Origin of the sequence: Marinimicrobium sp. UBA4209, assembly GCF_002381585.1 — a bacterium.
Lineage (GTDB): Bacteria > Pseudomonadota > Gammaproteobacteria > Pseudomonadales > Cellvibrionaceae > Marinimicrobium > Marinimicrobium koreense.
In genome coordinates this window covers 1-14140 of record NZ_DFTP01000010.1, presented here as the reverse complement: position 1 = coordinate 14140, position 14140 = coordinate 1, and the positions used below count along the sequence as shown (strand labels likewise).

Here is a 14140-nt window from a genome sequence, read left to right as displayed (position 1 = left end):
GGCGATCCACCAGTACACGGGCACCATCGGTGCGCTCGACGGGTTCGTAAACGCGTTTGAAAACGATGTCGTAGCTCATGGAGCGCAGTTTAGCACTTCCCACCGGACCCTTGGGGGTCACGCGATCTGTAACACCTGCTTCATGGTCGGCGTCTGGGCCGGATCGACCAGATCGGCCAGGGTGTAGCCATCGAGTACGCTGAAAAAGGCATTCAGGGATTCGGCGAAGATGCCCTTCAGGCGACAGGCCGGGGTCAGTACGCAGTGGTTTCCGGCGCTGAAGCACTCCACCAGCGACAGATCCTGTTCGGTACTGCGGACCAGCTCGCCCAGATTGATGTCCTTGGGATCGCCCCGCAGGCGGAGGCCGCCGTTTTTACCGCGAATGGCGTGCAGGTAGCCCTTGCTGTTCAGCTCCTGCACCACCTTCATCAGGTGATTCTTGGAAATGTCGTAACTCTCGGCAATTTCCCGGATGGTCGACAGTTCGTCGCCCTTGAGCGCAACGTACATCAGTACGCGCAGGGAGTAATCGGTATAGCGGGTAATATGCATGGTTGACCTCGTTAGCCGGGGCGGCCGTCGGCCCGGGGCTGCCACAGTATCGGCGCATAAAGTACCACAAACAAGGCAAACGCCAGAATCCAGGCCAGGGCGGACAGGGTGACCCCGATCCGGTAGTCCAGCCACTGGTTGGCGGCCAGCAGCCGAAACACCGTGGCGGCAATGATCGCGGCGTACATCAGCCGGCCGAAGGGACGCAGGGTGAGAGGCCGCCCGGTGTGGCCCATGGCCACCCGGCTCATTACCCCGAGAATCAGTGTGGCAACGCCGCCCACGGCGAGGGCGTGTTGCCACAGGGAGTCCGACAGCGCGGGCAGGAAGGCGCCCAGGCCGCGCAGCGCCAGAGCAACCACAATCCAGCCATAGGCCAGGTGCAGAATCCACAGCAGGGGTTCGCGTCGGGTCTGCCAGCCGGACCACTGGTAAAGACGTACGCCGTTGACAGTGGCGGCCAGCAGGGCCACGGCGCCTTCGACCCAGAGCGGCAATGGCAAAAGGGCTACCAGAGTGAGTGCCAACACACTTGCCAGCGCCCACTGAGTGACATGCGCCGACTGCGTGACCCGCTCCGGGCGTCCGCCATGCATCTTCAGCCAATTGGCGGTGAAGGCCGGGGTGATGCGTCCGGCGATGACCACAATCATCAGAGTAATCACATCCAGGCCCAGACCTTGGCCCAGTTTGAGTAGGCCCACACCACCGTTCATAAAGCCCAGGTGCATCAGCAGGTTGCCCGTCGTCAGCGCCGCCAACACGGCCACCAGAATCAGGTTGCGCTTGTTGCCGTAGCGCAGCAGGACTCGCCCGGCATAGAGCGCCACCACGGGCAAAAAGGCGAGATCGACCACCGCGACCAGCCAGCCCGGCAACCAGCCCGCAAACCAGAACACCGCCCGCCCGGCGAGCCAGAGTACCACCAGGGCTATCAGGCCGGCGCCGCGCAGGGGTGGGGCACCGGTCCAGTTGCACATGGCGGTGAGCAGAAACCCGGCAATGGGGGCGCTGACGAACCCGTAGATCATCTCGTGGCTGTGCCACTGCAGCGGGGACCAGCCCAGAGGCAGGGGCCAGCCGCCAAAGAGAAAACCAATCCACGCCAGGATGATGGCGATGGCGTACACCCCCGCCAAAATGAAAAATGGCCGGAATGCATAAGAAAAGAGGGCCGATGGTTGCGACATGTTCAGATTTCCTCGTTCGCTGAGCCGACGGATCAGGCGTCGGGCCGGCTCCATAAAAAGGTGGCAATGGCGCAGAACAGTACTGTCAACGCCAGTAGCACGGTCGGTGCTGCGCCGGAAATGATTAGCCAGACCAGGCTGGCGGTCAGCATCGTGCAGGCCAACCACTTTCCCCGGCGGGGAATGGCTCTCCGGGTGCGCCAGGCCTCCAGCGCCGGCCCGAAGTGCGGGTGGTGGCAAAGCCAGCGGTGCAGCCGGGGTGAGCCTTTGGGGGCGGCCCAGGCCGCCAGAATCAGAAACGGTGTGGTGGGTAGCAGGGGTAATAGGGCGCCCAGCGCGCCCAGTGCAAGGCCGCTCCAGGTCACCAACAGCCAGGGTAGTCGCTGCGGGTGTCGCCAAATCGAGGTGGGACTCATGGAAACCCTCGGATACTCACGCCAACAAAACATGCATTAACAATATATCTTTTTGCGGAGGTATTCAATCAACCCTCCCACCCCTGAGTAGGAGTGAATGATGCGCGCTATGCCATTCAGGGGAGGCCGACTATCCCTGAAGGGGTAGATGGCGCCCATAAAGATGAATTTATTTTACATCTTTATCTTGGGTCGTTATTCTTTGTTAAAGAAGTAATTTAAATGAACCTTTTAACCGGTTCATTCCTGTCTGGTCATCGCACAAGGGGAGCTGCCTATGAATTGGCTGACACAATCGGTGGGAGATATTGCCCGGGAATTACCCGGGGCCACCGGGGTATTTCACGGTTACGGTCTGGATTTCTGCTGCGGGGGTAAGCAAGCACTCGCGCGGGCCGTCGAGCGCAAGGGCGTTGATGCCGAGGCACTGACCGCGGAGCTCGACCGGCTGCACGCCCAGGCCGATGGTGCCCGGGGCGACTGGGCGGACGCCGACAATGCCGAGCTGATCGAGCACATTCTGACCCGCTATCACGACGTTCACCGGGAGCAGCTGCCCGAGCTGATCCGGTTAAGTCAGCGCGTTGAGCTGGTACACGGCGGACACCCGGAGTGTCCGTCCGGCCTGGCGAGCCATCTTGAGGGGTTGCTGGCCGAGCTGGAAAACCACATGGCCAAGGAGGAGCAGATCCTGTTCCCCATGATCAGCCGGGGCATGCTCGGGATGGCCGGCGGACCGGTCGGCATGATGCGCCATGAGCACGACGAGCACGCCCAGGGGCTGGCGCGCATTCACGAGCTGACCCGGGGCATCAATCTGCCGGTGGGCGCCTGCAATACCTGGCGCGCCCTGTACCTGGGGCTGGCCACCTTCGAGGTGGACTTGATGGACCACATCCATCTGGAAAACAACATTCTTTTTGATCGCATTGACGGACAGGGGGCCGCGGCACATGGGTAAGTACAAAAGATTATGGTGGACGCTGATTGGCACATTGGCGGTTACCTTCGGTTTGTTGGGGTACTTTGGGGTCGAGGTGTACCGCAAGGCGCCGCCGATTCCGGATCAGGTGGTCACCGAAAGTGGTCAGACATTGATGACCGAAACCAGTATTCTCGACGGTCAGACCGCCTGGCAATCCGTGGGTGGTATGCAGCTCGGCTCCATCTGGGGGCACGGCGCCTATCAGGCGCCGGACTGGACCGCCGATTGGCTGCACCGGGAGCTGCTGGCCTGGCTGGAGTTGGCCGCTCAGGACAACTTCGGTGTCAGTTATGACGAGCTCGATGGGCGCGATCAGAATGCCCTTCAGTACGAGCTGAAGGAAGCCTATCGCACCAACACCTGGGATGCGGAGACCGACACCCTGGTGGTGTCCGATCGACGCGCTCAGGCGATGGCGCAGACAGCGGATTACTACAGCCGTCTGTTCGGCGGTGCCCCGGAGTTGCAGCCCACTCGGGAAAGCTACGCCATGAAAGAGGTCACGCTGCCGAGCGAAGAGCGCCGGGATCAGATGACCAATTTCTTCTTCTGGACCGCCTGGGCCGCCGCCACCGAGCGCTACCCCGGTGAAGCGACCTACACCAACAACTGGCCCCACGAGCCGCTGATCGACAATAAGCCCACCGCCGAGAACATCGTCTGGTCCATCGCCAGTGTGGTGCTTTTGATCGCCGGTGTCGGTGGCCTGGTCTGGGGTTGGGCGTTCCTGCGCAAAGAGGACGAAGAGGAGCCACAGGCGCCCAAGCAGGACCCGATCACCACTTTTGCGCTGACGCCTTCCCAGAAAGCCCTGGGTAAATACCTGTTGGCGGTGGTGGGACTGTTCACTCTGCAGGTGTTCCTGGGCGGGTTCGTGGCTCACTACACCATTGAGGGGCAGGGCTTCTACGGTATCCAGACCTCGGACTGGCTTCCTTACTCCCTGATGCGCACCTGGCACATTCAGTCGGCCATGTTCTGGATTGCCACCGGCTTCCTGGCGGCGGGCCTGTTCCTGGCGCCGGTCATCAACGGCGGCAAAGATCCGAAGTATCAGAAGCTCGGCGTGGACATTCTGTTCTGGGCGCTGATTGCCGTGGTGGTGGGTTCCTTTGCCGGTAACTTCCTGGCGATCAACCAACTGATGCCCGCCGAGTGGAGCTTCATGCTGGGCCATCAGGGGTATGAATACGTCGACCTGGGCCGCTTCTGGCAGATTCTCAAAGTTGCCGGCATCGCCTTCTGGTTGTTCCTGATGATGCGCGGCATCGTGCCGGCCCTCAAGCAGGGTGGCGACAAAAACCTGTTGGTGTTGTTGACCGCCTCCGTGGTGGCCATCGGCCTGTTTTACGGTGCCGGGCTGGCTTACGGCGAGCGCACCCACATTTCCATCATGGAGTACTGGCGCTGGTGGGTCGTGCACCTGTGGGTAGAGGGCTTCTTTGAAGTGTTCGCCACCGCCGCACTGGCCTTCATTTTCTGCAGCATGGGCCTGGTATCCCGTCCCATGGCAACCGCCGCCTCCCTGGCATCGGCGTCACTGTTCATGCTCGGCGGCGTGCCCGGTACCTTCCACCATCTGTACTTCTCCGGTACCACCACACCGGTCATGGCGGTAGGGGCCTCGTTCAGTGCGCTGGAAGTTGTGCCCCTGGTGGTGCTCGGTTATGAAGCCTGGGAGAACTGGCGGCTCAAGTTCCGCGCTCCCTGGATGCAGAACATCAAGTGGCCGCTGCTGTTTTTTGTCGCCGTGGCGTTCTGGAACATGTTGGGCGCCGGCGTGCTGGGCTTTATGATCAACCCGCCCATCTCGCTCTACTACGTACAGGGGCTCAATACCACGCCCACTCATGCACACGCCGCCTTGTTCGGGGTGTACGGCTTCCTGGCGCTGGGCTTCTGCCTGCTGATTCTCCGCTACATTCGCCCGAACATGGCGTTCAACGAGCGCGTGATGAAAACCGCCTTCTGGTGGATGAACGGTGGTCTGGTGCTGATGTTGTTTACCAGCCTGTTGCCGGTGGGCGTCATCCAGTTCGTTGCCAGTGCCTCTGAGGGCCTGTGGTATGCCCGCAGCGAAGCGTTCATGCAGACGCCGCTGTTGGAAACCCTGCGTTGGGTCCGCACCATTGGCGATGTGATTTTCATTGTCGGCGCCCTGGCAGTGACCTGGCAGGTGGTCAAGGGCGTACTCTTCCCGGATGCACCCGATCAGATAGTCGAAGGCCGACTGGAAAAAGCCTGGGCCCCCGCCTATGCTGAGTCCGATACGGCCATGGCTGAAGCGCATCAGGGTGACAGCGTGTGCTGCGGGCACTGTGGCGGCGATAAATAGCCGCAGGTTTGACACGCTGGTGTTTCACGTCCACAGGGCGGGCTCAGCCCGCCCTTTTTGTCTTAACGGTTTGGGAGAAGTGAATGGTCAATGCCAAAGAGCGTATAGATACCATCTATGACGTGGTCAAGAACCGAAACCCCGGGGAAACTGAATTTCATCAGGCGGTCTGGGAGGTCATTGAAACGCTGACGCCCGTGCTGGAAAAATGCCCTTATTACGCCAAACAGAAAATCATCGAGCGCATCTGTGAACCGGAACGGCAGATCATTTTTCGGGTGCCCTGGCAGGATGATGACGGGGAGGTTCACATCAACCGCGGCTTCCGGGTTGGTTTCAACAGCGCGCTGGGGCCCTATAAAGGTGGGCTGCGGTTTCATCCCAGCGTCCTGCTGGGGACCATCAAATTTCTTGCCTTTGAGCAAACCTTTAAAAACGCCCTGACCGGCCTGCCGATTGGCAGTGGTAAGGGTGGCTCCGATTTCGATCCCAAGGGGAAATCCGACAATGAAATTATGCGTTTCTGTCAGAGTTTTATGACCGAGCTATACCGGCATATTGGCGAGATGACCGACGTGCCGGCCGGGGATATTGGTGTCGGTGCCCGTGAAATCGGCTTCCTTTTCGGGCAGTACAAGCGCATTACCAATTGTTATGAGTCCGGGGTGCTGACCGGCAAGAGCCCAAGCTGGGGTGGCGCACTGGTTCGTAAAGAGGCGACCGGCTACGGCCTGGTTTACTTTGCCGAGGAAATGCTCAAGGCGCGCAACGAATCACTGAAAGGAAAAACCTGCGTGGTGTCCGGCTCCGGCAACGTGGCGATTTACGCAATTGAAAAGTTGCAGCAGTTGGGAGCCAAGGTGGTGGCCTGCTCTGACTCCGGCGGAGTGATTTACGACGAGCGGGGCATCGATCTGGACACGGTGAAGGAAATCAAGGAGGTGCAGCGCGACCGGATCAAGGCGTATGCCTCTCAACATGGCGAGGCTGACTATCGGGACAAAGGAAACATCTGGGATATTCCCTGCGACCTGGCGTTCCCCTGTGCCACCCAGAATGAACTGGATGAGAAGGCCGCGCAGACGCTGGTCGAAAACGGTTGTCTGGCGGTTGCCGAGGGGGCCAACATGCCCTGCACGCCGGAGGCGGTGGATTGCTTTATGGAAAACAATGTCGCCTACGGCCCCGGCAAAGCGGCCAACGCCGGTGGCGTGGCGACATCGGCCCTGGAAATGCAGCAGAATGCCAGTCGTGACTCCTGGACATTTGAGCACACGGAAAAACGTCTGCGCCAGATCATGGCCAACATTCATAGAGACTGTTACGACACCGCTCGGGAGTTTGATCTGGATGGCAACTATGTGGCGGGCGCCAACATAGCCAGCTTCCGGCGAGTGGCGGATGCCATGTTGGCCTTTGGTGTTATCTGAGGTCTGCCAAACGAGCTGACGATCGGTGCTCGGCACCGGTCGTCAGTCTGCTCGGCTGACCGCTTCAACTTTCACGGTGGTGCGCTGGGTTTTACTGATCGGCCAGTCAATTTCCTGCCCTTGTTTCAGGCCAATAATGGCGCTGCCAATGGGGCTCAAAATGGACAATTTGTTCTCCGTGTTATCCAGCTCGGTGGGATAGACCAGCGTATAGGTGAACGTCTTTCCGGTCGACTGAACCGTAAACGTCACCTGTGAGTGCATGGTCACCACATCGTCCGGAAGCTTGGCCGGCGTCACAATTTTTGCCCGCTCCAGCTCTTCTTCCAACTGATTGGTGATGGTGTCCTCGGGAACCGATTCCAACAGTTTCCACAATCGCTCATAGACTTCTTTGGTCAACGTAATTTTGGGTTTCGATGCCATACAAATTCCTCATGGTAATGTTAGGTAAAGAGTGCGCCATCCTTGGCGGTAACACTATTCTTTGCTGTTGTTTTGACGTTTGTCGCGTTTTTCCGCACGTTTTTCCTTCAGTGTGCGCTTTGCCTGTTTCTTTTCGTTTCGAGACATGCGAGTAGTCCTCTAGCTGATGGTTGTTTGTGTGGTTGACCACACATCGGCATAGACAACGTGGCAGTGCCACGAACCAGCATGCAATTGAATCACCCCCTTGAAAGTGTCTTTTTAAGCGCCCCGCCGTCTGCCGTCGCGGGGGCTCGGTAAATAGGTGTGTCACCTGATCGCAGCGATCTGGTATCTCAAGATTGACCCAAACACCTTGACGGTAACCGTATCGCCCGGCTTGCGGCCCATGAGCGCGGCGCCAAGAGAAGAGAGAAAGGACACTCTGCCTTCGACCGGAACACTCTCTTGGGGCGCCACCACCACGAGGGTGCAAGGCTGATTTTCCTGCAGGTCAATCAGTTCTACCTCGCTGTTGATCGAAACGGTTTCGACATCAACGGCTTCAAGGTTGTTTGGTTTGCCAGCCAGATCAAATAAGTACGATAACGTGACCGGCTCAATATCCATGCCCCAGGGGCGGGTGATGTAAAAATCTTGCGCACGCCGTCTCAAGGAGCCCAGCAGCTCCTGGCGTGAAGAATTACACATGGCAGACTCCTGGCCTACAATGCGATGGATGAATCGGTTGTGAGTAAAATAGGGTATGCCCGAGTGCTGAGCGTTAGCACTCGGTTAAGAGGGGAAGATGGGGGCAAGCCTCCACATCAGAAATTGCGCCAGTACGTTGTTCACGAAAATCCTGTGTTTTTCAAAATGACGTTGCTTTGAGGTTACCCCAACGAAAATAAAAGTCAACGGTATGTTTGGGATCTTCGGCGTTTCGCGGTCAAAGCATGTCGCACGTCTTCCAGGCGCAGGCCGCGGGTATCAATGCCACCGATAAACAGCAGTGCTGCGGCCAGCAGTAGCGGCGCCGCGATGACCAGCGCGGACCAGGAGAGAAAGTCCATCAGACCCGCGACTCCCAGAAGGGTACCGGCGATGCCGCCCAGTTTGGAGCTGGCGGCGACCAACCCTGAGCCGGTGCCGCGTAGATGCACCGGATAAATCTCCGAGGCGTATGGAATCAGCATGGCGATGATGCCACTGGCACTCATGAGCAGCAGTGCGGTGCAGGCGGTCAGTATTTCCACTGTCAGCCAGCCCATGGCGGCGCTCAGGGCGAAGACCCCCAGGGCGGCAGCGGTCAGGGAGGTAAACAGCGTGAGTGTGCCGATGGAGCTCCAGTGGTGGTAAAGCCAGATCACCAGTGCCACGCCCGGCAGCGCAAAAAACGCGGACTTGGCGATCAGAGAGTTGGCGTGCTCGGCAAGCCCCAGGCTGTACAGGTTGGTGGGCAGCCAGAGAAGAAATCCGAAATTGACGAGCCCCCAGGCTATGCCGGCGGTGGTCAAGCCCCAGGTAATGCCGGTGTAGGGCGCGCGAAACAGGTCTTTGAGGGTGGCGTGGCCGGTATCGGGCTCGGGTTCGACCACCACATTCTGCTCCGAGTGTTGGGCGCCACTAAACCGCGTCAGTACCTGACGAGCTTCGTGGGTCATGCCCCGACTGGCCAGGTAGCGAGGGGATTCCGGAATATACCGATTCAACAGTATGACGATCATCCCGGTAGGCAACCCGAGCAGCCACAGAATGCGCCAGCTGAACAGCGGCTCCAGAAGGGTGGCGGATCCTGCGGCGGCCAGATAGCCCGCCGTGGTGCCCAGTCCGCCCAGTGCGACCAGCAACCAGCCTCGGTGCCGGGCCGGCACGGATTCCGCCATCAGGGCAAAGGTAATGGGCAGCAAGCCCCCGGCCGATAGCCCCATGAGGAAGCACATTGCGAGGTTCCAGCTGTAGCTGGGCATGGCGCCGCAAATTGCGGTTCCGATGAACATGAGCGCGGAGAGCAAAATCGCGGCTCGTCGACCAAAGCGGTCCGCCGCCATACCCCAGAAGATCGACCCCAGTGTAGTGCCGGTCAGGGCGACGACTGCCAGGACGCCAGCGGACTGGCTGTTCAGGTCGTATTCTATGGACATGCCGGGCATGACAAAGCCGAGCGTGGCCGGCTTCATGACGTCCACCGTGACGGCAATCATCAGAACCATGACCAACTTCCAGTGCTCCGCGTTTAGCGGTACCTGGTCGGCCACATGGAATTGCAGGTGCGGGTCGCTCTGTTGGCGCAGCTCGCTCACCCGAGGCACCACGCCGTAGGCGGAACACAGCAGTCCGAGGGGGATCAGCGCCATGCCGATAAGCATCGTGGTGCTCATGGGCATGCCCGCCATCTGATAGCCCATGGGGGCGGCATGCAGAAACATGGGAATGTGCGACAGCACACCCAGAGTGATGCCGGCACACCCAAACCAGAATGCCAGTGGATGGTAAAACCGCATGGGAGAGCCTCAACGCCGGACAGTGACGGTGGTTAATAGTTGAGTTTTTTACTCAGGTATTTAGCTTTATTCACTTTGATGGTAGCATAACGGTTGTTGATAATGTGTATTCAGAGAGCATCTTATGCAGCCCAGTTTTCATATCTCCGAACTCGCCCGCAATTACCTGATTGAGCTGCTCAGCAGCCAGGGTGTGGATGCGGCCAGGATATTTGTGGTGGAAGCCGGCACCCCTCGCGCCGAAACCTGCCTGGCGTACTGCCGGCCGGGCGAGGAGTCGGAAACCGATCTGGAGGTGTACGAGGGTGACCTGAAGCTGTTTCTCGACAAGCGCAGCCTGCCCTACCTGAAGGGGCTGGAAATCGGCCTGCAGGAAAAAGGCGAGCAGAAGCAGATCACCATCCGCGCCCCCAACGCCAAGAAGCCCCAGAGTGCCCAGGGGCGCGAGGTGGAGTTTGAACGCGAGTGCCCGGCCAAGCTGGTGCCCTCCGGTGATGACCTGATGATTCCTAAAGGGGCCGAGGCGGCGATTACCCAGGCATTAGGGGCCAGCTACACGTTGCTGTACCACGGCAACCTGATTCGTATCGACGGTAAAGACGCCGACGCCATCGGTCTGACTTCCAATGCGCTTGAGTTTGAAGCGCGTGAAGACGGCCGCATCGATGAAGATCAGGTCTGGAAGGCGCTGTCCATGGTGTACGATCCGGAAATTCCGGTGAATATCGTCAGCCTGGGCCTGGTGTATAAAATGGATGTGGATCAGGCACGCGGCCATGTGTTTGTGGAAATGACCCTAACAGCACCCGGTTGCGGAATGGGCGATGTGCTGGTGGATGATATCAAGCGACGCCTGGCGGAAGTGCCCCATGTCCACTCCAGCGACGTCCAGTTGGTGTTTGATCCACCCTGGACGCGCGAGATGATGAGTGAAGAAGCTCAGTTGGAAACGGGAATGTTTTTCTAGGGGCGGTTATCCCTACCCATCAAAATCCGCGGCGTCGTGGCGCTCGCGCAATTGCTCGTGAGGTTCGCCCCAGGTGCGATTGACTTTGCGCCCGCGCTGCACGGCTTCCCGTTGATCGATGGCCTGCGCCCACCGCTTCAGGTGTCGATACTCATCCACCGATAAAAACTCGCCGGCATCGTACAGGCGCCCCAACACCAGTTCGCCATACCACGGCCAAATGGCCATGTCCGCAATGCTGTACTGCTCTCCCGCCAAATAGGTTTTGTCCGCCAGCTCGCGATCAAGCACGTCCAACTGCCGTTTGACCTCCATGGTGAAACGATTGATGGGGTACTCGTAAGGCTCCGGTGCGTAGGCGTAAAAATGCCCAAACCCGCCGCCCAACAAGGGTGCGCTGCCCATCTGCCAAAATAGCCAGTTGAGACACTCGGTGCGGCCCGCGATGCTGTCGGGAATAAATGCGCGAAACTTGTCAGCCAGGTAAAGCAGAATCGAACCGGACTCAAATACCCGTGTGACCGGATCGGTACTGTGGTCGACCATGGCCGGTATCTTTGAATTGGGATTAACCGCCACAAAACCACTGGAGAACTGATCCTGCTCCATGATGTCGATGTAGTGTGCGTCGTACTCCGCTCCCGAAATTCCGCGAGCGAGCAGCTCTTCGAGCATGATGGTCACTTTTACGCCGTTGGGTGTTGCGAGTGAATAGAGCTGCAGTGGGTGCTTACCAACCGGTAGCGCTCGCTCGAATCGGGCCCCCGCAGTGGGGCTGTTGATGCCACTGAATTTACCGCCGGCCGATGTGTCTGGCGTCCAGACTTTGGGTGGGGTGTACGAGTGCTCGCTCATTATTCCTCCATTCACGATCGGTTGCTTGCGTTTTGAAACTGCTACACTACAGTTCGATGACGTTGACACACATAACCACTGTACGCAGGAGGAGAATACCATGGATCAAAAAGCGCTCCGCGCCTGTTTTGCGCTGTCCTTGCTGGGTTTGCCGTCGGTAACCCTGGCGTCTTCTTTCCAGCTACTTGAGCAAAGTCCGGCCCATATGGGCAAGGCATTTGCCGGCACGGCGTCGGATATTACCGATGCCTCTACGGTCTACTTCAATCCAGCGGGCATGGCACGTCTGGACGGTCAGCACCTGACCCTGGGCGGAAACGTCGTGCTCACCGAAGCGGACTTCGTCAACGACGGCAGCAATTACGTCATTCAGGGTAACGCCGTGCCCGTGCAGGGCAGCGGAACCACCGACGAAACCGGGTTTATTCCCAATGCCTATTGGGTCGTTCCGGTATCCGAGCAGTTCACCCTGGGCCTGGGCGCGGGCGGCCCCTTTGGTCTTTCCAGTGACTTTGGTGCCGAGTGGCCGGGGCGCTACGACGCCACCTTCAGTGAGCTGGAAGTCACCAACCTGAACCTCACCAGTGCCTGGGCACCGAACGATCAGATCGCCTTCGGTTTGGGGATCAACTATCAGATGATCGATGTCACTCTGCAAAGCCAGTTTGACTCCACCTTGGGTGCCAGCCCGGATCCCGCCACCGACAGTAGTGCGAGCATTGAAGGGGACGATGACGATATCGTGTTCGATGCCAGCGTGTTGTGGACACCGGCCCCGGGAACACAGTTGGGTTTGATCTGGCGTCAGGGTGGGGATTTTACTCTCGATGGCAGTGCCGCCTTTGAGCTCAACGCCGCCTGTGCACCCGGCGCGGGTTCGCCTACCGGCGCACCACCGGCACCGACCACCGGTACTTTATGTGCAGGCGCTCTGACCGGGCTGGAAGGTCCGGTCACCGCAGGGGCGGAGCTGCCGGATACCATCACCCTGAGTGGTTCGCAACAGTTGAATGATGTGTGGACCCTGCACGCGGACATTGCGCAAACCCGCTGGAGCAGCATTCAGACCATTGCGGTTGATAATGTTGATAACGGCGAGAACGTGGCCACACTGGACCTGCGTTACGATGACACGCTTCGCCTGGCGTTGGGCGCCAGCGCGGCGTTGACGGATACCTTCACCTTGCGTTTTGGTGTGGCGCAGGACGAGGCGCCGCAAACCGATCCGGAGTTTGTCAGTCCGAGAATTCCGGATGAAGATCGTACCTGGTTGGCCGTCGGCGCCAACTTCCATGTATTCGATTCGGTCACCATGGATGTGAGTTACGCTCACCTGCTGGTGGATGATGCTCAACTGGAGCGCACTGAGCCAACCCCTCTGGGCGGAAGCTACACTCTGGAAGGCAGCTTCGACAGCTCGGTCAACATCCTGGCGGCCCAGATCAACTGGCAGTTTTAACCGATCACCGGCCGGGGCGGTCAGCCTCGGCCGGTGTAACAGTTTTTACTGCGGCTGCTTGGCCGTTCTCAGGTAGGGCTTGAGGGTTTTGAAACCTTCGGGGAATTTCTTCTTGGCGTCTTCGTCACTGACCGACGGCGGAATGATGATGTCTTCACCATTTTTCCAGTTCACCGGTGTGGCAACGGTGTGCTTGCTGGTCAACTGCACGGACTCCAACAGGCGCAGAATCTCGTCAAAGTTGCGGCCGCTGGTCATCGGGTAGATCAACTGGGCTTTGATTTTTTTGTCCGGACCGATGATGAACACCGCGCGCACGGTGGCGTTGTCGGCGGCGGTGCGACCGTCCGAGGAAGCGCCTTCATCTTCCGGCAGCATGTCGTACAGCTTGGCCACGTTCAGATCCGTGTCGCCAATCATCGGATAGTTGGGCGCGGTGCCCTGGGTTTCTTCAATGTCCTTGGCCCACTTGGCGTGGTTGTCCACCGGATCGACCGACAGACCGATGATCTTGGTGTTGCGCTTGTCGAATTCCGGCTTGAGTTTGGCCATGTAGCCCAGCTCGGTGGTGCACACCGGGGTGAAGTCTTTCGGGTGAGAGAACAGGATCGCCCAGGAGTCGCCAATCCACTCGTGGAAGTTGATTTCGCCTTCGGTGGTTTGGGCGGTAAAGTCGGGTGCTGTGCTACCAATACGCAGGGCCATGAGACCTCCTTTCGGGATCAAACACAAATGATGGAATGGAACCATTGATAGTGGGGCCGGCCCGGGCAAATACAAGCCCTGACCGGCCGATCAGTAGAAAAGATGATAAAGGCCGCACCGGTGATCGTAAAATGACCTTTCCGTCTAATCCATAGCGTTCGGTTATAACGAAGCACGCAGCGTCAGCTTGCGTCGAAATCCAACCACAGGTGCTGGTAACCGCTGGCCGGATAGTACGCATTGACCGGTGCCTTGTCGGGCGTCGGCGCAAAGGCGCCGCTGATCTGTAATAACTCCTCCATCAGTACCCGAAGTTCCAGCCGGGCCAGCGGTG

Annotated in this window: 13 protein-coding genes; 5 read left to right on the top strand and 8 right to left on the bottom strand. The window is 58.9% G+C overall.

The window, feature by feature from the left end; genetic code table 11:
* Positions 1-117 precede the first annotated feature (117 nt).
* The 3 genes from B3187_RS01970 to B3187_RS01960 are packed head-to-tail and all read right to left on the bottom strand — an operon-like array spanning position 118 to position 2161.
* On the bottom strand, positions 118-555 hold the full coding sequence (locus B3187_RS01970; protein ID WP_265365910.1) for an RrF2 family transcriptional regulator: 438 nt from the start codon (positions 553-555) through the stop codon (positions 118-120).
* A gap of 11 nt (positions 556-566) precedes the next feature.
* Positions 567-1745: an NnrS family protein gene (locus tag B3187_RS01965; protein ID WP_286804382.1), complete on the bottom strand. Its 1179-nt coding sequence runs from the start codon at positions 1743-1745 to the stop codon at positions 567-569.
* A gap of 32 nt (positions 1746-1777) precedes the next feature.
* A complete protein-coding gene (locus B3187_RS01960; RefSeq protein WP_286804381.1) occupies positions 1778-2161 on the bottom strand; it encodes a YbaN family protein in 384 nt (127 codons plus the stop codon).
* Between the two features lie 277 nt (positions 2162-2438).
* Here B3187_RS01960 and ytfE point away from each other — a divergent pair, with 277 nt between their 5' ends.
* The 3 genes from ytfE (at position 2439) to gdhA (ending at position 6911) form a co-directional block, all read left to right on the top strand.
* Complete coding sequence (gene ytfE / locus B3187_RS01955) at positions 2439-3122, top strand: iron-sulfur cluster repair protein YtfE (RefSeq protein ID WP_286804380.1); 684 nt, start codon at positions 2439-2441, stop codon at positions 3120-3122.
* A complete protein-coding gene (locus B3187_RS01950; RefSeq protein WP_286804379.1) occupies positions 3115-5481 on the top strand; it encodes a nitric-oxide reductase large subunit in 2367 nt (788 codons plus the stop codon). Before ytfE ends, B3187_RS01950 begins: the two co-directional genes overlap by 8 nt.
* An 83-nt stretch (positions 5482-5564) precedes the next feature.
* Positions 5565-6911: an NADP-specific glutamate dehydrogenase gene (gene gdhA, locus B3187_RS01945; protein ID WP_024461252.1), complete on the top strand. Its 1347-nt coding sequence runs from the start codon at positions 5565-5567 to the stop codon at positions 6909-6911.
* Positions 6912-6953: 42 nt separating this feature from the next.
* Here gdhA and rnk read toward each other — a convergent pair whose 3' ends face one another.
* From rnk to B3187_RS01930, 3 genes are all read right to left on the bottom strand, one after another.
* Positions 6954-7337, bottom strand: a complete 384-nt coding sequence (gene rnk, locus B3187_RS01940) for a nucleoside diphosphate kinase regulator (protein ID WP_286804378.1) — start codon at positions 7335-7337, stop codon at positions 6954-6956.
* A gap of 309 nt (positions 7338-7646) precedes the next feature.
* Positions 7647-8027: a GreA/GreB family elongation factor gene (locus tag B3187_RS01935; RefSeq protein ID WP_286804377.1), complete on the bottom strand. Its 381-nt coding sequence runs from the start codon at positions 8025-8027 to the stop codon at positions 7647-7649.
* Positions 8028-8230: 203 nt separating this feature from the next.
* Positions 8231-9820: an MFS transporter gene (locus B3187_RS01930; RefSeq protein ID WP_286804376.1), complete on the bottom strand. Its 1590-nt coding sequence runs from the start codon at positions 9818-9820 to the stop codon at positions 8231-8233.
* 448 nt (positions 9821-10268) lie between these two features.
* Between B3187_RS01930 and sufT the strand changes: the two genes are divergently transcribed.
* Positions 10269-10787 carry a putative Fe-S cluster assembly protein SufT gene (gene sufT / locus B3187_RS01925; RefSeq protein WP_286804395.1) on the top strand — a complete coding sequence of 173 codons (519 nt, stop codon included), beginning with the start codon at positions 10269-10271 and terminating at the stop codon, positions 10785-10787.
* Positions 10788-10799: 12 nt separating this feature from the next.
* Here the strand turns inward: sufT and yghU are convergent, their stop codons facing one another.
* The gene (yghU, locus tag B3187_RS01920) at positions 10800-11642 is read right to left on the bottom strand and encodes a glutathione-dependent disulfide-bond oxidoreductase (protein ID WP_286804375.1); all 843 of its coding nucleotides are present in this window, start codon (positions 11640-11642) and stop codon (positions 10800-10802) included.
* A gap of 100 nt (positions 11643-11742) precedes the next feature.
* Here yghU and B3187_RS01915 point away from each other — a divergent pair, with 100 nt between their 5' ends.
* Positions 11743-13101 carry an OmpP1/FadL family transporter gene (locus B3187_RS01915; RefSeq protein ID WP_286804374.1) on the top strand — a complete coding sequence of 453 codons (1359 nt, stop codon included), beginning with the start codon at positions 11743-11745 and terminating at the stop codon, positions 13099-13101.
* Positions 13102-13146: 45 nt separating this feature from the next.
* Here the strand turns inward: B3187_RS01915 and B3187_RS01910 are convergent, their stop codons facing one another.
* Positions 13147-13806 (bottom strand): peroxiredoxin, encoded by a 660-nt coding sequence (locus B3187_RS01910; protein ID WP_123638275.1) that lies wholly within the window; start codon positions 13804-13806, stop codon positions 13147-13149.
* Between the last annotated feature and the right edge of the window lie 334 nt (positions 13807-14140).